The following is a 19,521-nucleotide window of genomic DNA, read 5'->3' as shown; positions in this document are numbered from 1 at the left end:
GTAATCCTGACACCCATTCTCTTTAGAAAAAATCAATTAATCTGCGTCAAGCGCAAACTAATTAGTCTATTGTTGTGACTCCACCCAAGTATGAATTCGTGTTTCCAAAATATCTAAAGGTAAAGCGCCTGCACCTAAAACTTCATCATGGAATGCTTTTAACTTGAACTTTGCACCCAAAGTTTTGCTGGCGTACTCACGCAATTCTAAAATCTTTAACTGACCGATTTTGTAACTCAAAGCTTGACCTGGCCAAACAATATAACGATCAGTTTCGCTTTGAATTTCGACTTCTTCTATACCAGAATGATCACGGAAAAAATCGACGACTTGTTGACGATTCCATTTTTTATAATGCAGGCCAGTATCGACCACTAAACGAATGGCGCGCAACATTTCATCTTGCAAATGCCCATAAAAACTATACGGATCCTGGAAGAAACCTAGTTCTTGTCCCAGACGTTCAGAATACAAAGCCCAGCCTTCCACATAGGCGTTGTTACCACCTTGTTGACGATAAGCCGGTAGGCCTTCTAATTCTTGCGCTATCGCGATTTGCATGTGATGACCCGGCACACCTTCGTGCAAAGCGGTGGTCTCTATCGACAAAGTCATACGATTCGCGAAGTCACCAGTATTCACCATTACGTGACCGGGGCGCGAACCATCGGCCGCACCAGGATTGTAGGAAGCTCCCGCAGCTTCTTTCTCACGGAACTCTTCCACAGCCATGATCTTTACTTTGGCTTTGGGCAAACGACCAAACAATTCTGGAATCTTGGCATACATCTGGTCGGTATACTTGCTATACAAATCTAAGATTTCTTGGCGTGATTTTGGATGCAGCGCTGGATTTTTCTCCATCGAGGCATTAAAAGATTTCAAATCAGCGAAACCTAATTTCTTCGCCACATCTAGCATCTGACCTTCAATTCTTTTCACTTCACTTAAACCAATTTGATGGATCTCTTCTGGTGTTTTATTGGTCGTTGTTTGCGTTTTGACTTGCAACTTGTACCGTGCCGCGCCGTCTGGCAACGACCACAGACCGACATCTTTACGGCCATAGGGCGCGTAGTCGCTTCGTACGAAATTGGCAAAATTTTGGTACGCTGGAATGACCTTAGTTTTAATCGCCGCTAACACCGCAGCTTTTAATCGCTGCTGATCTGCTTCAGACATATCTGCAGGAAACTGTGCGACTGGCTTGGCAAAAGGTGACGCGTCCATGCTCATCGCAACAATATCATCACATTGACGTGCAATTTTCGGCAAAAGAAACTGTGGCGGCATGATTTTATTCTTAACGCCTTTACGCATTTGCACTATAGTTTGCTCAAACAAGGCCGGCAATTTATTCAAACGTGTAATGTAGTCTTCATAGTCTTTAACGCTGGTAAAACTTAACATCGTTACCAGCTCTGGCGTGTCTAAATGCAATCCAGAATTTTGCAATACCGGCATTTGCCAGCTTTGAAAACGCGCACCTTCTAACTCCTCTTGTAACTGACGTACCATCAGATCTTTATTCAACTTTTGCTGTACATCGAAACCTGTGGTGTCGATGGCTTTAAAACGCTTCAAAAATTCACGACTCTTTTTCAGATTAGCATCTATCGCCGCTTGGGAAAAATCACGCAATTGATCGTTGAAACGCTTGTCACCCAGCATAGACGCGTATTCTGGATTGGTACGCAGTCCATATTCCCATTGTTCGGCTAACAAACTATCCAGTGCTTTCAAACGCGCTTGCAATGAGGGATTTGCTTTATTGCTTGTCAATTCGCTGATCATCCCAGCGGAATGTACTGAGCTATTCGCGGCCAATGCTGGCATACTGAGCAGACCGATACTGATTAATAATCCAGCTGCAGTGTTTGTCGTAAATTTTTTCATGGGTCTCGATATCTTTCTAATTTTAAGGTTCTTTTTTACTTCAATTTTTTAAAAGCAATCTAGAGTTGACGCAGCTGCCGCATACAAGCCACGTAATTAGCGTTGATCTGTGCCTGTTCCCGATGACGTCCTGCTGCGACGACTTGCTGTCCACCCACATAAACATCACGGATCAAATTGTCATTGCCAGTAAATACTACGCTACCCAGTACATCAGCCACATCCAGGTTTTGTAAATTCGGATGTTGATCATCAAAAATAATAAAATCTGCTCTGTGGGCGAGTTTCAATTGCCCGACCTTACGCCCCGAAGCTTGCGCCCCACCTTGCAAACACTGCTGCCACAAATAATCGGCTACACGTCTCTGCCCTGTTACGCTGGCGATGTTACGGCCTTGTGCCTTTAAACGTTGTCCATATTCTAACCAACGGATTTCTTCCACCACGCTTTGCGAAGCATGGCTGTCCGTGCCTATGCCAAAACGTCCTTGCGCCCGAATATAGTCAGGTAACTCAAAAAAACCATCGCCCAGGTTACCTTCAGTCGAGGTACAAATGCCAGCAACAGATTTACTAGCGGCCATTTTAGCAACCTCAACTTGATTCAAATGCGTCGCATGTACCAAGCACCAGCGTTCGTCAACGCTTTGCGTGGCAAACAACAATTCAACTGGGCGTTTGCCTGTTGCAGCAAGACAGGCATTCACCTCGCGCATCTGTTCCGCGATATGAATATGAATCGGGCGCCCCGCAGGAATCGTCGCGACTAATTCTGCAATTTGTGCTGTGCTGGCAGCACGCAGCGAATGCGGTGCTACGCCAACTTCCACTTGCGCATTACGCTGTGGCTCTAGTGCTTGAATAATCTGCAGTATCTGCTCAACATTGGTGTTAAAACGACGCTGATCATCGCGCAATGGCTGTTGATTAAAATCAGCGTAGCTGTACAACACAGGCAGCATACTAATTCCCATGCCTGTACTATTGGCTGCCGCAATCACCTGCTTGGCGGTCTCTGCGATATCGGCATAAAACACGCCTTCAGGAGCCCGATGTACATAATGGAATTCGCACACTGAGGTGTAACCGTGACGCAGACATTCGGAATACAACTGAGCTGCAATTGCTTGCATCTGTTCGGGTGAAATCGCTAAAGCATAGCGGTACATCAAATCGCGCCAAGTCCAAAAACTATCCGGCCCTTCACCTGCAATCTCAGTCATGCCCGCCATCGCTCTTTGGAACGCATGCGAGTGCAAATTAGTCATTCCGGGCGAAACGTAGGTATGCTGAGCTTCATACGCGGTGGGCGTAGCGGCCAACTCTATTTGACTGAAGTTACCTTGTGAGTCCCAATGCAAACGCACATTGTTTACCCAGCCTTCGGGCAACAATGCGTGCTGTGCGAAAAGTGTTTGCGTACTGCTTGTGTTCATTTGAGTATTCCTGATTTCGCTGATGCTGAACTTGGTTTGCTTATGTCGAACGCGCAATCGAGTTTATTGTGCAGAAGCCCATGTGATGCAGGTTTGCAGTAGATTGTTCAATAGCGGCTGAATCTGCGCCGCTACCTCTTCTCGATACGCGAATGGATAGCTTTCATCCATATACACACACTGACTCATTTCCAATTGCACGGCATGAATATTATTGGCGGGTTGTCCATAGTGACGCGTGATGTGTCCGCCTTTAAAACGTCCATTAAAAACATGGGTATAGGGCGCACCATGCTGCGCCATCACATTCGCCAACGCATCTTGCAGGCCACTGGCACAAGATTTTTGGTCAGCGGTGCCGAAGTTTAGATCGGGTAGGCGTCCATTAAAAAAGCGTGGTACCTGCGAAGCGATCGAATGGGCATCCCACAAAATCGCAATGCCATGCAAGTCGCGCAAGCGCTGCAATTCTGCCTGCAACTGTTGATGATAAGGCTGCCAATAAGCTTGCACTCTGCGCTGGATTTCATTGGCATCGGGATTTTGGCCTGACTGGTACAGTGCTTCCTTAGCAAAGGTATCAACCGGGCATAAGCCCGTCGTATCCTGCCCTGGATATAAATTCATATCGTCAGATGGGCGGTTCAAATCAATTAGGTAACGCGAATATTGTGCATGGATCAAGGATGCGCCTAAGGCTTCACGCATATTATAAAGAAGTGGCAGATGCCAATCCGTATCAGCTTTCAAGGCCGCAACGGGATTCATGCTTGCCGCAACGTCGTCGGGAATATCTGTCCCTACGTGTGGCATAGAAATTAATAGCGGAACTTGTCCTTGGATGAAATAAAATGGGGCTGACATGATAGGGTGTCTCTCGAAAGGGAATCATTGATGCAGATATTCACTCATGTTTGCTCACGAGGAAATACGCTACATCGTTGCTCTCAAATGTTGAATATTTCTTTAAGGGGTTTCGATCTTGATCGTGCATTCATGCATTTCGGCGCTACTGAGACCTTCTTTCAATGCATCCAAACTCTTCTTTTCTTCAGGCGTGACATCTAGCAGACGATAGACTACTTTAGCTGCACTCACTGCGCGCGGCGCAATCCGCGCTTCCTTCAAGCCTTTTTTTACCAGGTTGGCTAGATGGGTTTGTGCCGCCTCCGGTGTTTTAAATACACCTAGTGAGATGCCCCAACGCAAAGGAGATTGATCTTGCACGATATAAAATTCAGTCAAGCCTAATTTTTTCAATTGTGCTGCTTTTTTATCAGCCGCATCTTTACTTCCTAAAGACGGCAAGTAAACCATATTGGTCGCTACTTCAGCAATCTCGGTACGTGTTTGGCGTGTCCCTAAAACCAGCAATTTCAATTTTTCTTCTACGCTTTTTGCATCTGCCGTGTTGATACCTCCCAATTCCAAACAAGCGATTGGCGGTATGGCTTTTTTGTTGGCAACATCCATCATGTCATGCGCAACATTGGGCGCCAACACTTTCAGCTTGTCTGCATTTTTCTCGGCTTTCAAACGCGTCGGTTCACGCTCGGCACGTTCCCAGTTCCCGAACACACCAAAATTCAAAGCGAGTAGCAATCCATTGATGATCAATAAAATCCACAAGAAAAATCGCAACATAATTAATATAAAGAATCAGAAGTGAGGGGTTGAACTAAGCGCGGTTGACTTCAGTTTGGTGGCGACAAATAAGCCGGATAACACCAAGTTTTCCACATGATGCCAGATCAAATTCGTTTGTAGTTTTAATTGTGGAATGATAAAAGGGGCTGCCCCCCCCGAAATTAAAAGTTGAACCGGTCGGCTACTGCGCTGGCGTAATTTTTCAACTGCGCCCAGCATGGCACCGACTTGCGCGTGCAAGCAACCACTAACGATAGCCTGATCGGTATTCTTGGCGAAGGCGTCTTGCAAACCTAAGCTCTCCGCGATCTGTGGCAACTGCGCCGTATTTTTTGCCAATGAGGCTGCCATTAATTGCAGTCCCGGCAAAATCATTCCCCCAATAAATTCCGCAGCATCCACAGCATCTACCGTAGTGGCAGTGCCGCAAGTTGCGACCACCAATGCCATATCCGGATATAAATAGTGTGCGGCAATCGCTGAGGCGAAACGGTCAGCGCCTAAGCGTTGCGGCTCCTGATACTGATTCTGCACACCGGCACAGTGAGCCTGAGAGCGAAAAAAATGCACTGGTATTTGCGGGAAATGTGAGGCCAATAAGGCTAATAAGGTATTTCCTAATTTTTCGCCGGCAACATTCGACAACACAATTTCAAGAACGTCTAAATCTGCCCATGCGGCTCGCAGATGCTCAAGATTCTGGTGCGTTACGGAACCCAACTGCGTCCATTGCACGGGTAAAGTCAGCGTCGCACTTTGTTCTATGCAGGCCCATTTGACTCGGGTGTTTCCAGCATCAATTAGCAGCACTAAGGGTGACTTAGAGTTCATGGTTGTTTTATTAAAATCGGGCGATAGGAACTAGCACATTTTACGGCAAAGGACGCAAAGACACATCCCCTGAATGGATACGCAGCATCCCTACTTCGGTTTGCAATACCAAACTTCCTTGCGCATCGACGCCGAGCGCGATACCTTGATGTAAAAGCTTGCCTTGATCGATAATTTTCACTGCTTGGTGAGCATGTGCGTGTAGCACATTCCAACGTTCCACAAAAGCGGTAAAACCCAAGACTTTAAATTCTTCTAAAGCTGCCATCAGTGACTGTAGCAATTGCGCCATCAAATCATTTCTATCCATCTGGGCCAGCCATGGCGCATCGGCAACTTCTTGTCCTATGACTTGCTCCAAGGACGTGGGAATCTGTAGATTGAGACCAATCCCAATCACAGCCCATGCACCCACGAGTCCATCACTTTGCGACTCTAGCAAGATGCCACCTAATTTCTTGCCATCTTTCAAAATATCGTTCGGCCACTTTAAGCTGACAGGCACACCAATTTGCAATAAACGTTCGGCAATCGCGATGCCTACCACCAAGGGAAGTCCGAGCAGGCTTTGCGGTCCCGTTTCGAAATGCCATGCCAAGGAAAAAGTCAGTACGCCACCCGGTATTGAATGCCAACTGCGCCCAGAACGGCCTCGCCCTGCAGTTTGTTCCTCTGCGAGTAAGAGAACTGGTGCAGTTAATAAACCATCCTTCGCACGAACCATCAAATCCATGTTTGTTGAGCCTGTTTGGTCTACCACCTCGATTACCACAGGCGATTGTCTATGCCCCTGACTCAATTCTCGCAGAACAGATTGAATCAGGTTTGGATCTAACTTCATATGTTTCCTTAGTTTAGACTCAATTGATGGCCATGCCTCGCTATCGCTTCGGTCACATCAGTTCGAGTGAATATGCTTGCATTCAATTAATGTATGGCGCTTCACCACCACAAAACAAAAACGGCACCGTAGAAACTCCACGGTGCCGCTCTCATTTTTTGCTACTTTTTAGCAGACTCGCTGAATGACTTAAGCTTCGCCTACATTCACATCAATTGCAGCAACTTCCGCTGCTGGTGTGAAGATTTCTTTCTCAGCTTGCAACAAGGCTGCGCGTTCGTCCGCTTCCCAAGTTTCTTTCAACTTGCGAGCGCGGTGATAAGCCAGACCTGTACCAGCTGGGATCAAACGACCCACGATGACGTTTTCTTTCAAGCCGCGCAGAGTATCTTTCTTGCCCATGATCGCTGCTTCTGTGAGAACACGTGTGGTCTCTTGGAAGGAAGCGGCAGAGATGAAGGAATCTGTCGACAAGGAAGCTTTGGTAATACCCAACAAGATATTTTCATACGTTGCAGGAATACCGCCAGCAGCAAGCACACGATCGTTTTCGCCCAACAAATCAGAACGTTCAACTTGTTCACCCATGATGTAGTTCGCATCACCTGGATTAACCACAACAACACGACGCAACATTTGACGTACGATCACTTCGATGTGCTTGTCATTGATCTTAACACCTTGCAAGCGATACACGTCTTGAACTTCATCAACGATGTAACGTGCGAGAGCTTCGATACCCAACAAACGTAAGATATCTTGTGGATCAGCTGGGCCGTCAACAATCATCTCACCTTTGTTCACAACTTGGCCGTCATGTACCAAGACTTGTTTGTCTTTAGTGATCAAGAACTCGTGTTTCTCACCGTCCATGTCAGTAATTTCCAGACGTTGCTTACCTTTGGTTTCTTTACCAAACGCAACCGTACCAGTCACTTCTGCCAACATACCAGCATCTTTTGGTGAACGAGCTTCGAACAACTCAGCAACACGTGGGAGACCACCGGTAATATCACGGGTTTTTTGTGATTCAGTTGGAATACGCGCTAACACTTCACCAACGTGAACTTGTTGACCGTCTTTCACCGTAATCAACGCACCAACTTGGAAGCCGATTGTTACCGCGTGCTCAGTGCCAGAAATTTTCACTTCTTCGCCAGCTTCGTTCAACAATTTAACTTGTGGACGCAAGCTCTTACCAGCCGCAGAACCACGACGCTTCGCATCGATTACCACCAAGGTTGACAAACCAGTGACATCATCAACCTGCTTAGCAACAGTCACGCCTTCTTCGACGTTCTCAAACTTAACCTGACCGGTGTATTCAGTAATGATAGGACGGGTCAATGGATCCCATGTCGCCAAATCAGTACCAGCTTTGATCGTCATCCCGTCTTTCACGATCAATGTCGCACCGTAAGGGACTTTATGACGTTCACGTTCACGACCATGATCATCCGTGATCAAGACTTCGCCAGAACGGGAAATTACGATTTGATCGCCTTTGCCGTTCGTAACATAACGCATCGTTGCTGTAAAACGAATCGTACCATTAGACTTCGCCTCAACAGAAGAAGCGATCGCTGCACGAGAAGCAGCACCACCGATGTGGAACGTACGCATCGTCAACTGTGTACCTGGTTCACCGATGGACTGCGCAGCGATAACACCGACTGCTTCACCAGCGTTAACCATAGAGCCACGACCAAGATCACGACCGTAGCACATCGCGCACAAACCGTAGCGTGTGTCGCATGTCAATGGTGTACGAACTTTGACTTCATCGATACCCAAGGATTCGATTTCTTCAACCATGAATTCGTCGAGCAAAGTGCCCGCCGCAAACAAAGTTTCTTGTGTTTCTGGATTAACGATGTCGTTCGCAGCAACGCGACCCAAGATCAAATCACGCAAAGGCACGTTAACTTCACCGCCTTCGACGATGGCTTTCATCGAAGCACCGTTCGCTGTACCGCAGTCATCTTCGATCACAACCAGATCTTGTGTAACGTCGACCAAACGACGCGTCAAGTAACCGGAGTTCGCTGTCTTCAACGCCGTATCTGCCAGACCTTTACGTGCACCGTGAGTGGAAATAAAGTATTGGAGAACGTTCAGACCTTCGCGGAAGTTCGCGGTAATCGGCGTTTCGATAATAGAGCCGTCCGGTTTCGCCATCAGACCACGCATACCTGCCAACTGACGAATCTGTGCTGCAGAACCACGCGCACCGGAGTCAGCCATCATGTAAATCGCGTTGAAAGATTCTTGCGTACCGACTGTGCCATCACGACGCGTGACTGGTTCAACTTTAAGTTGTTCCATCATCGCCTTACCGACTTCATCACCGGTCTTGCCCCAAATATCAACAACCTTGTTGTAACGTTCGCCAGCAGTCACCAAACCGGACGCGTATTGCTGTTCGATTTGTTTAACTTCATGCTCAGCCGCTGCCAACAATGTGACTTTTTGTGGTGGTACCAACATATCGTCGATACAGATAGAAATACCAGCCCGAGTCGCCAAACGGAAACCAGACTGCATCAATTGGTCCGCAAACACCACCGTTGCGCGCAAGCCGCACTTACGGAAGGAGGTATCGATCAACTTAGAAATTTCTTTTTTCTTCAAAGGACGATTCAAGACGGAGAATGGCAAGCCTTTTGGCAAGATCTCAGACAAGATCGCACGACCCACTGTGGTTTCGTAACGCTTAACAGTTTTAACGAATTCGCCAGTTTCTTTATCTTTTGGATATTCAGTAATACGTACCGTAATACGTGTCGCCAATTCCACTTCTTTGTTATCCCAAGCACGAATCGCTTCAGAAACATCCGGGAACATCATTCCCTCGCCTTTACCATTGATGGCTTCGCGTGATGCGTAGTAGAGACCCAAAACGATATCTTGAGAAGGCACAATAGATGGTTCACCATTAGATGGGAACAAAATATTATTAGAAGCGAGCATCAATGTGCGTGCTTCCATTTGTGCTTCGATAGACAAAGGAACGTGAACCGCCATTTGATCACCGTCGAAGTCGGCGTTAAATGCCGCACAGACCAGTGGATGCAATTGAATCGCTTTACCTTCAATCAATACGGGTTCAAACGCTTGAATACCAAGGCGATGCAAGGTTGGCGCACGGTTCAACATGATTGGATGTTCGCGAATCACTTCTTCCAAGATATCCCAAACCACTGGTTCTTGAATCTCAACGAGTTTCTTCGCTGCTTTGATCGTTGTTGCCAAGCCCATCAATTCCAATTTATTGAAAATGAATGGTTTGAACAATTCCAAGGCCATCAGCTTTGGCAAACCGCACTGATGCAATTTCAGTTGTGGACCCACCACGATAACGGAACGACCAGAGTAGTCGACGCGCTTACCCAACAAGTTTTGACGGAAACGACCGCCCTTACCTTTGATCATTTCTGCCAAAGACTTCAATGGACGTTTGTTTGCGCCCGTCATTGCTTTACCGCGACGACCATTGTCTAACAAGGAGTCAACCGCTTCTTGCAACATACGCTTTTCATTGCGCGTAATGATTTCCGGAGCGCGCAGTTCCATCAGGCGCTTCAAACGGTTATTACGGTTAATGACGCGACGATACAAATCGTTCAAATCGGAAGTCGCAAAACGACCACCATCCAAAGGTACCAATGGACGCAATTCTGGCGGCAACACTGGCAACACTTCCATGATCATCCAGTCTGGCTTGATGCCAGAACGTTGGAAGGCTTCCAATACTTTCAAACGCTTGGAATACTTCTTGATCTTCGCTTCAGATTTAGATTCTTTGAGTTCAGTACGCAAAGTTTCTGCGTCACGATCGATATCGATAGAGCGCAACAATTCACGGATACCTTCTGCACCCATGAATGCGGTGAATTCATCACCATGCTCTTCGTATTTCGCTGCGTAGTCATCTTCAGACATGATCTGGCATTTTTTCAGCGGAGTCATGCCTGGATCGGTAACTACATAGGCTTCAAAATACAATACGCGTTCGATATCACGCAAAGTCATGTCGAGCACCATACCCAAACGGGATGGCAGAGATTTCAAGAACCAGATATGTGCTGTTGGGGAAGCCAATTCAATGTGGCCCATGCGTTCACGACGCACTTTTGCCAAGGTCACTTCAACGCCGCACTTTTCGCAGATCACACCGCGATGCTTCAAACGCTTGTACTTACCGCACAGGCATTCGTAATCTTTAATTGGGCCAAAAATTTTCGCGCAGAACAAACCATCACGCTCTGGTTTGAACGTACGGTAGTTAATTGTTTCTGGCTTTTTTACTTCGCCATAGGACCATGAACGGATTTTTTCTGGAGACGCGAGACCAATTTTGATCGCGTCGAATTGTTCATTGGGCTGAACTTGCTTGAATAGATCGAGCAGGGCTTTCATGTATATCACTCCAGTGAAGAGTTGAATCGCTTAAAGCTGACGAGTCTATTAACCAACTTTAGGTTTAACCCTGTTCGCAATAACGGGAGAGCCTGATCGACATCGTGTTCGACACAAGTTCCGCTACTACCGGGAACAAAAAGCACAGAAAATTAAGACCCATCTGAATGACCAACGCCCGAAATGAATTCGGGCGAAGGTTTGCTACCAATTTACTAATTTAAAACTAATCAATTACGTTCGAGGTCGATGTCGATACCCAAAGAGCGGATCTCTTTTACGAGAACGTTGAACGACTCTGGCATACCAGCATCGATCACGTGATCACCCTTAACGAGATTTTCGTACACTTTGGTACGGCCATTCACGTCATCGGACTTCACAGTCAACATCTCTTGCAAGACGTAAGACGCGCCGTACGCTTCGAGTGCCCACACCTCCATCTCACCGAAACGCTGACCACCGAACTGCGCTTTACCGCCGAGTGGTTGTTGCGTAACGAGAGAGTAAGGACCAGTCGAACGTGCATGCATCTTGTCATCAACCAAATGGTGCAACTTCAACATGTGCATGTAACCGACAGTAACGTTACGCTCAAACGCTTCACCAGTACGACCATCATACAAAGTCACTTGATTCTTCGAAGGCGTCATACCGAGTTGTTTTGCGATATGGTCTGGATAAGCCAGATCCAACATGCGGCGAATTTCACTTTCATGCGCACCGTCAAACACTGGTGTTGCAAAAGGTACGCCTTTTTTCAAGTTGGAAGTCAATTCCAGGATTTCGCTATCTGACAAACCATCGATGTCTTCTGTCTTACCAGACTCGTTATAGATCTGTTTCAAGAAACCACGAATCTCTTCAACTTTTGCTTTGGCATTCAACATTTCACCAATACGCAAGCCCAAACCTTTAGCTGCCCAACCTAAGTGGACTTCCAAAACCTGACCCACGTTCATACGTGAAGGAACACCCAATGGGTTCAACACGATGTCAGCTGGTGTACCGTCAGCCATGTAAGGCATATCTTCAACCGGAACAATGCGTGAAACCACACCCTTGTTACCGTGACGACCCGCCATTTTGTCACCTGGTTGCAAACGACGCTTAACAGCTAAGTAGACCTTAACCATTTTTTGTACGCCTGGTGGCAATTCATCGCCTTGCGTCAATTTAGTACGCTTCTCTTCAAACGCCAGATCAAACTGGTGACGTTTCTCAGCGATAGAATCCTTAATCGCTTCGATAGAACGTGCTGCATCTTCATCAGCTGGACGGATATCGAACCAGTGGTACTTGTCAACTTCTGCTAAGTACTCTTTAGTGATCGTTGCGCCTTTAGCCAATTTATTTGGACCGCCGTTAGCCACTTTACCGACCAACATACGTTGCAAACGTTCGAAAGCATCGCCTTCTACAATACGCAACTGATCGTTCAAATCGAGGCGATAGCGCTTCAATTCGTCATCAATAATTTGCTGTGCACGTTTGTCGCGTTGGATACCTTCACGTGTGAAGACCTGAACGTCGATCACCGTACCAACCATGCCAGACGGCACGCGCAGGGATGTATCTTTAACGTCCGACGCTTTTTCACCGAAAATCGCGCGCAAGAGTTTTTCTTCTGGCGTCAATTGTGTTTCGCCTTTTGGCGTCACTTTACCGACCAATGTATCACCAGCAGTCACTTCGGCACCGATATAGACGATACCTGATTCATCCAGACGCGCTAACTGATTCTCAGCAAGGTTAGAGATATCACGCGTAATTTCTTCCGCACCCAACTTCGTATCACGAGCAACCGCAGACAATTCTTCAATATGAATTGAAGTATAACGATCATCAGCAACCACTTTTTCGGAGATCAAAATCGAATCTTCGAAGTTGTAACCATTCCATGGCATAAACGCGATCAACATGTTTTGACCGAGCGCCAATTCACCCAAATCGGTGGAAGCACCGTCAGCCAATACGTCACCCTTGGCAACGATGTCGCCAACTTTGACGATAGGACGTTGATTGATGTTTGTGTTTTGGTTAGAACGTGTGTACTTGATCAAGTTGTAGATATCAACACCGACCTCACCAGCCAAGGCCTCCGCATCATTGACACGAATAACGATACGACCCGCATCGATGTAATCCACTTTACCACCGCGCAAAGCTTGTACCGTGGTACCAGAATCGACCGCCACTGTGCGTTCAATACCTGTACCAACCAAGGCTTTTTCTGGACGCAAGCAAGGAACTGCCTGACGTTGCATGTTGGCACCCATCAAAGCACGGTTCGCATCATCGTGTTCCAAGAATGGAATCAAGGATGCCGCAACAGAAACCACCTGACCCGTTGCAACGTCCATGTACTGAACGCGCTCTGGAGAAACCAGTATTGTTTCACCTGCTTGACGTGAGGATACTAATTCGTCGCTCAACATACCTGCGGCATCAATCGTCGCATTCGCCTGAGCGATAATGTAACGACCTTCTTCAATCGCAGACAAATAGTCAATCTGTGTCGTGATTTTGCCGTCAATGACTTTACGGTATGGCGTTTCCAAGAAACCGTATTCGTTCAAACGTGCATACAACGCCAAAGAGTTAATCAAACCAATGTTTGGTCCTTCTGGCGTTTCAATCGGACATACACGACCGTAGTGAGTTGGATGAACGTCACGCACTTCAAAGCCTGCACGTTCACGTGTCAAACCACCAGGTCCCAGAGCAGAAATACGACGCTTATGCGTGATCTCTGACAATGGATTAGTTTGATCCATAAACTGAGACAACTGTGAGGAGCCGAAGAATTCACGAATCGCTGCAGAAATTGGCTTGGAGTTAATCAAATCATGAGGCATCAAGTTATCTGCTTCGGCTTGGCCGAGGCGTTCTTTGACAGCGCGTTCAACACGCACCAAGCCAGCACGGAATTGGTTCTCAGCCAATTCACCGACGCAACGCACGCGGCGATTACCTAAGTGATCGATATCATCGACTTCGCCGCGACCATTGCGCAGCTCAACCAAGATTTTAATGACAGCTAAAACGTCGTCATCCGACAAAGTCATAGCACCAGTCAATTCGTCACGACCAATACGACGGTTGAATTTCATACGTCCAACGGCAGACAAATCGTAACGATCTTCGTTGTAGAACAAACCATTAAACAACGCCTCAACGGAGTCTTCTGTTGGCGGTTCGCCAGGACGCATCATTCGGTAGATTGCTACACGCGCTGCCATTTGATCAGCTGTGTCATCTGCACGCAGAGTTTGAGAAATGTACGCGCCTTGATCGAGATCATTCGTGTACAGAGTTTGAATATCTGTCACTTTTGCGTCACGCAACTTCGCCAACAATTCTTCTGTCAACTCATCGTTCGCATTCGCGACGACTTCACCCGTATCTGCATCAACGATATTTTTCGCCAATACACGACCAAGCAAATAGTCTTCCGGTACTGAAATCATCTTGATACCAGCAGCTTCGATTTCGCGCACATGCTTGGAATTGATACGTTTGTCTTTAGCAACAATCAATTTGCCAGCTTTGTCAGAGATATCAAAACGCGCAACTTCACCGCGCAAACGTTCTGCGACAAATTCCATTTCTGCGCCATCGCTATGCAAGCCGAAATTATCAAAGACGAAGAAATTCGCAAGAATCTGCTCGTTTGTCATGCCAATAGCACGCAACAAAATTGTGACCGGCATCTTACGACGACGGTCAATACGGAAGAACAATATATCTTTAGGGTCGAATTCAAAATCGAGCCATGAGCCACGGTAAGGAATAATCCGTGCGGAGAACAGTAACTTACCGGAAGAATGTGTCTTGCCGCGATCATGTTCAAAGAACACACCTGGAGAACGGTGCAACTGAGACACGATAACGCGCTCGGTACCGTTAATAACAAAAGAACCCGTGTTTGTCATGAGCGGTAACTCACCCATGTACACTTCTTGTTCTTTCATTTCTTTAACGACAGGCTTGGTTGGAGATTCTTTATCAAGAATCACCAGACGCACTTTGGCACGCAAAGGCGAAGCAAATGTCAAGCCGCGCAGTTGACATTCCTTGACGTCAAAGGCTGGATCGCCTAAAACGTAGGATAGAAATTCTAAACGAGCGAACCCATTGTGCGACACGATCGGAAATATCGATGTGAAGGCCGATTGAAGACCCTCATTTTTACGAACAGACGCTACTTTGTCTTGCTGTAAAAAACTATGATATGACTCGAGCTGGGTCGCCAGCAGGAACGGAACGTGGTGGACGTTAGCGCGTTTCGCAAAAGATTTGCGAATGCGCTTCTTCTCAGTAAATGAGTAGTGCATGGACACTCCGTGAGTGGCAAGGAAGGATGGAGAATTCAGATTTCAAAACTTTTTTCCAGGTAAATACACTACAAGAAAAACCATCAGGAAACCTCAAGTCTCAGCCCTCACCTTATGAGATTCGGCTTAGGAAATTTCAACGAATTTACAAATAACAAACAACACCGCCGCGAGAACGACAGAGAAGCCAAAGAGGAACCTCCTCTTGCAAGCAGGTTCCTTACTTTGACTTAGGCAAACTCGAAAGTCCGCCAGTATAACACAGAATTACTTAACGTCAACTTTCGCGCCAGCTTCTTCCAATTTCTTCTTAGCAGCGTCAGCATCTGCTTTAGAAACAGCTTCTTTAACTGCTTTTGGTGCGCCATCAACCAGATCTTTAGCTTCTTTCAAGCCCAGACCAGTGATTTCGCGAACAGCTTTAATTACGCCAACTTTATTTGCGCCAACTTCAGCCAAAATAACGTTGAATTCTGTTTGCTCTTCAACTGCAGCAGCAGCAGCACCAGCAGCTGGACCAGCTGACATTGCAGCAGCGGAAACGCCAAATTTTTCTTCGAATGCTTTGACCAAGTCGTTCAAGTCCATTACGGACATCGCGCCTACGGCTTCCAGGATATCGTCTTTGCTAATTGCCATTTGAAACTCCAATATTTAAATTACTATGATTCGGTATTTGACGAAAAATCTTATTCAGCTGCTGCTTCGGCAACTTCCGCTGCCGGTGCTGCTGGTGAACCAGATTCTTGCTTTGCTGCGAGTGCTGCCAAAGCACGTGCGAATGCTGATACAGGAGCCTGCATCATACCCAACACTTGCGCCAACAATACTTCACGAGCAGGAATGCTTGCCAACGCAACAACACCAGCTTTATCCAAGGATTTACCAGCGTAGTTACCAGCTTTAACGACTAACTTGTCATTGCTTTTTGCAAAGTCTTGAATAACTTTAGCAGCAGCAACAGCATCTTCCGAGATCGCATAGATCAACGGACCTGTCATTTCGTTAGCGAGGCTTGCAAATGCAGTTCCCTCTACAGCGCGACGTGCGAGTGTGTTTTTCAACACGCGCATGTATACGCCTTGAGCACGTGCGCTAGCACGTAATTGCGTCAAATGACCGACCTGTATGCCACGGTATTCGGCTACGATGATAGTCTGTGCAGTTGCTACTTTTGCAGAGACTTCAGCGACAACAGCCTTTTTGTCATTCAGATTGAGACTCACGGTCAACCTCCTTAAATGATATTCAGTCGATACACCACAATGATGCACTTCCCTCATATCGTTTCGAACACGGCGTCCGAAGTTAGGAGCTTCACTGGGTTACCAGTAGTCACTACAAAACTTGCTCGGGTACACCATCTGCGTTGGGCATCAAGAATCACTTCTCAACAATTAACTTTCTAAACGAATTTAAAAAGCCCAACGGTCTTTGACACTCTGTTTTGCATTCATTGACTAAGTCAACAAATACCAACAGCCCAAAGATGCGCCACCTGACATTGCCAAGTGGACTTAATTCTTACTAATTATGCAGACAAATTGATGTGATCTACACGCACACCTGCACCCATAGTGGATGAGATGGAAATTTTACGCAGATAAACACCTTTGCTCGTCGCTGGTTTAGCTTTGTTCAATGCTTCGATCAAGGCCAACAAGTTCGATTTCAAATCGCCATCAGCGAAAGATTTACGACCGATTGTTGTGTGGATGATACCTGCCTTGTCAGTACGGTATTGAACTTGACCAGCTTTAGCGTTTTTAACCGCTGTAGCAACGTCAGGAGTTACAGTACCAACTTTCGGATTTGGCATCAAACCACGTGGACCCAACACTTGACCCAAAGTACCAACGATACGCATTGTGTCTGGAGACGCGATAACGATATCAAATGGCATATCGCCAGCTTTGATACGCTCAGCCAAATCTTCCATACCAACGATATCAGCACCAGCGGCTTTAGCTTCTTCAGCTTTAGCGCCTTGCGCAAAAACCGCTACGCGTACTGTTTTACCTGTACCCGCTGGCAATACAACCGCGCCACGCACAACTTGGTCAGATTTCTTAGGATCAACACCGAGCTGAACAGAAACGTCGATAGATTCGTTGAATTTTGCTGTTGCGCATTCTTTGATTAACGCAATAGCATTATCGAATGGGTAGACTTTCAAACGATCTACTTTTGTTTTCAGCAATTTTGCTTTTTTAGATAACTTAGCCATTACAGACCCTCCACCGTGATGCCCATGGAACGAGCAGAACCTGCGATTGTACGCACAGCTGCTTCCATATCGGCAGCAGTCAAGTCTTTTTGCTTTGCTGTTGCGATTTCTTCAGCTTGTGCACGACTGATTTTGCCAACCTTGTCTGTATGTGGCTTAGCAGAACCTTTAGTGATACCAGCTGCTTTTTTGATCATGTAAGTTGCTGGTGGCGTCTTCATCACGAATGTGAAAGACTTATCAGCGAATGCGGTGATCACAACTGGAATTGGCATACCTGGTTCCATACCTTGAGTCTGCGCATTAAATGCCTTGCAGAATTCCATGATATTCAAACCACGCTGACCCAATGCTGGACCGATTGGTGGGGATGGATTTGCTTTACCAGCTGGTACTTGCAGCTTGATAAAACCGATAATTTTCTTTGCCATGATGGCTCCTTCTATGGTTGAGTGGTAGCGCCTTTTGATCAGTACTCTAACGAATCTTCGAACTACTCGGCTCCTCGCTTTTTTCACCAGCTTTTACATTTCTGTGCGGTGCCAGCGCCGCTTGCTACATTTACAACTTAAACTTTTTCGACTTGACCAAATTCCAGATCCACCGGGGTCGCACGACCAAAAATAGTAACATTCACACGCACTTTAGATTTAGCGTAATTGACTTCTTCGACATTGCCGTTGAAATCTGTGAACGGACCTTCTTTAATACGGACCACTTCGCCAACTTCGTACAATACTTTTGGTCTTGGTTTTTCTACACCGTCCTGCACCTGCTGCAGAACTTTTTCAATCTCGTGACGTGGGATTGGCGCTGGCTTGTTCGACTTACCGCCAATAAAACCTGTTACTTTACTTGTGTTCTTTACTAAGTGCCAAGTGTCGTCTGTCATTTCCATTTCTACGAAAACATAGCTCGGAAACAAACGACGCTCAGTCACACTTTTCTTACCATTCTTAACTTCTATCACTTCTTCGGTAGGCACCAAAATCTGTCCAAACAAATCTTGCATTTCAGCGCGTTCAATACGCTCCACCAATGCACGATGAACACTTTTCTCCATACCAGAATAGGCATGCACGGCATACCATTTTTTTGCACTCTTAGGGACAGAAACACCAGAGTCTTGCTCTGGCGCGCCATCCGTATTTTTGTCTGAGATTTGTTCGCTCATTATTTAAGCCCAAGAATTACGTTCATAATCAAATATTCAAGAACTTTATCAGTCGTAAACAAGAAGATTGACATAATCAATACAAATCCGAATACCACTGCCGTCATTTGTCCAGCCTCTTTACGAGTTGGCCAAACCACCTTCTTAGCTTCACGAATCGATTCTTTAGCAAACGACACCAACTCACGACCAGTCTCAGAAATAAAGACCAGTACCAAAGCTAATGCGATACCACCAAACAAAGCACCTAAACGCACATATTTCGCCTGACCAGCGAGAACATAAAATGCAACGACACCAGCAACAGCAGCAATCACCGCCAAAATGATTTTATATTTATCATTAGAAGTGCTGACAGTTTGAACGGTTTGGTTAGACATGCTGATTTTTACTTTCGATGCCTTTTGGCCTTGATGGTGGCAGGGGCGGTAAGGATCGAACTTACGACCTTCGGTTTTGGAGACCGACGCTCTGCCAGTTGAGCTACACCCCTACAGCTTTTACAAACGAAGAGGATAGCAAGCTTTTTAAAGCCACTACCCAATTCATCCTTACAACTTAAAACTATTAACCAACGATAATTTTCGCAACAACACCAGCACCAACAGTACGACCACCTTCACGAATCGCGAAACGGAGACCTTCTTCCATCGCGATCGGGTTGATCAACTTAACTGTGATAGAAACGTTATCACCTGGCATAACCATTTCTT

The 19,521-nt window shown here is 46.4% G+C and carries 14 protein-coding genes, 1 tRNA gene and 1 pseudogene; all 16 read right to left on the bottom strand.

The window, feature by feature from the left end; translation table 11 throughout:
• Positions 1-66: 66 nt before the first annotated feature.
• Positions 67-1,896 (bottom strand): DUF885 domain-containing protein, encoded by a 1,830-nt coding sequence (locus ACO0KZ_RS18380; RefSeq protein ID WP_422997897.1) that lies wholly within the window; start codon positions 1,894-1,896, stop codon positions 67-69.
• A gap of 59 nt (positions 1,897-1,955) precedes the next feature.
• Positions 1,956-3,332: a formimidoylglutamate deiminase gene (locus ACO0KZ_RS18375; RefSeq protein WP_422997895.1), complete on the bottom strand. Its 1,377-nt coding sequence runs from the start codon at positions 3,330-3,332 to the stop codon at positions 1,956-1,958.
• 63 nt (positions 3,333-3,395) lie between these two features.
• On the bottom strand, positions 3,396-4,196 hold the full coding sequence (gene hutG / locus ACO0KZ_RS18370; protein WP_422997893.1) for an N-formylglutamate deformylase: 801 nt from the start codon (positions 4,194-4,196) through the stop codon (positions 3,396-3,398).
• Positions 4,197-4,298: 102 nt separating this feature from the next.
• Positions 4,299-4,961 (bottom strand): SPOR domain-containing protein, encoded by a 663-nt coding sequence (locus tag ACO0KZ_RS18365; RefSeq protein WP_422997891.1) that lies wholly within the window; start codon positions 4,959-4,961, stop codon positions 4,299-4,301.
• 30 nt (positions 4,962-4,991) lie between these two features.
• A complete protein-coding gene (locus tag ACO0KZ_RS18360) occupies positions 4,992-5,810 on the bottom strand; it encodes a type III pantothenate kinase (RefSeq protein WP_422997889.1) in 819 nt (272 codons plus the stop codon).
• Positions 5,811-5,850: 40 nt separating this feature from the next.
• Positions 5,851-6,651, bottom strand: a complete 801-nt coding sequence (locus ACO0KZ_RS18355) for a biotin--[acetyl-CoA-carboxylase] ligase (protein ID WP_422997887.1) — start codon at positions 6,649-6,651, stop codon at positions 5,851-5,853.
• A 189-nt stretch (positions 6,652-6,840) separates the two neighbouring features.
• Positions 6,841-11,070, bottom strand: coding sequence for a DNA-directed RNA polymerase subunit beta' (rpoC, locus tag ACO0KZ_RS18350; RefSeq protein ID WP_422997885.1), 4,230 nt, complete (start codon positions 11,068-11,070; stop codon positions 6,841-6,843).
• Between the two features lie 230 nt (positions 11,071-11,300).
• Complete coding sequence (rpoB, locus tag ACO0KZ_RS18345) at positions 11,301-15,407, bottom strand: DNA-directed RNA polymerase subunit beta (RefSeq protein WP_422997883.1); 4,107 nt, start codon at positions 15,405-15,407, stop codon at positions 11,301-11,303.
• Between the two features lie 267 nt (positions 15,408-15,674).
• The gene (gene rplL, locus ACO0KZ_RS18340; protein ID WP_186891712.1) at positions 15,675-16,046 is read right to left on the bottom strand and encodes a 50S ribosomal protein L7/L12; all 372 of its coding nucleotides are present in this window, start codon (positions 16,044-16,046) and stop codon (positions 15,675-15,677) included.
• A 50-nt stretch (positions 16,047-16,096) separates the two neighbouring features.
• Positions 16,097-16,633, bottom strand: a complete 537-nt coding sequence (rplJ, locus tag ACO0KZ_RS18335; protein WP_422997881.1) for a 50S ribosomal protein L10 — start codon at positions 16,631-16,633, stop codon at positions 16,097-16,099.
• Between the two features lie 305 nt (positions 16,634-16,938).
• Complete coding sequence (gene rplA / locus ACO0KZ_RS18330; protein ID WP_186891710.1) at positions 16,939-17,634, bottom strand: 50S ribosomal protein L1; 696 nt, start codon at positions 17,632-17,634, stop codon at positions 16,939-16,941.
• Positions 17,634-18,065, bottom strand: coding sequence for a 50S ribosomal protein L11 (gene rplK / locus ACO0KZ_RS18325; protein WP_315469670.1), 432 nt, complete (start codon positions 18,063-18,065; stop codon positions 17,634-17,636). Before rplK ends, rplA begins: the two co-directional genes overlap by 1 nt.
• 137 nt (positions 18,066-18,202) lie before the next feature.
• Positions 18,203-18,808, bottom strand: coding sequence for a transcription termination/antitermination protein NusG (nusG, locus tag ACO0KZ_RS18320; RefSeq protein ID WP_315472494.1), 606 nt, complete (start codon positions 18,806-18,808; stop codon positions 18,203-18,205).
• A complete protein-coding gene (gene secE / locus ACO0KZ_RS18315; RefSeq protein ID WP_422997878.1) occupies positions 18,808-19,188 on the bottom strand; it encodes a preprotein translocase subunit SecE in 381 nt (126 codons plus the stop codon). Before secE ends, nusG begins: the two co-directional genes overlap by 1 nt.
• Positions 19,189-19,225: 37 nt before the next feature.
• A tRNA-Trp gene (locus tag ACO0KZ_RS18310) sits at positions 19,226-19,301 on the bottom strand.
• A gap of 74 nt (positions 19,302-19,375) precedes the next feature.
• Positions 19,376-19,521, bottom strand: a pseudogene (locus tag ACO0KZ_RS18305) (elongation factor Tu); the annotation flags it as partial.

Origin of the sequence: Undibacterium sp. Di24W (assembly GCF_049340325.1) — a bacterium.
In the GTDB taxonomy this organism is placed as follows: Bacteria; Pseudomonadota; Gammaproteobacteria; order Burkholderiales; family Burkholderiaceae_D; genus Undibacterium.
The sequence above is the reverse complement of the archived record's forward strand: the minus strand, read 5'-3'. Positions and strand labels throughout refer to the sequence as shown.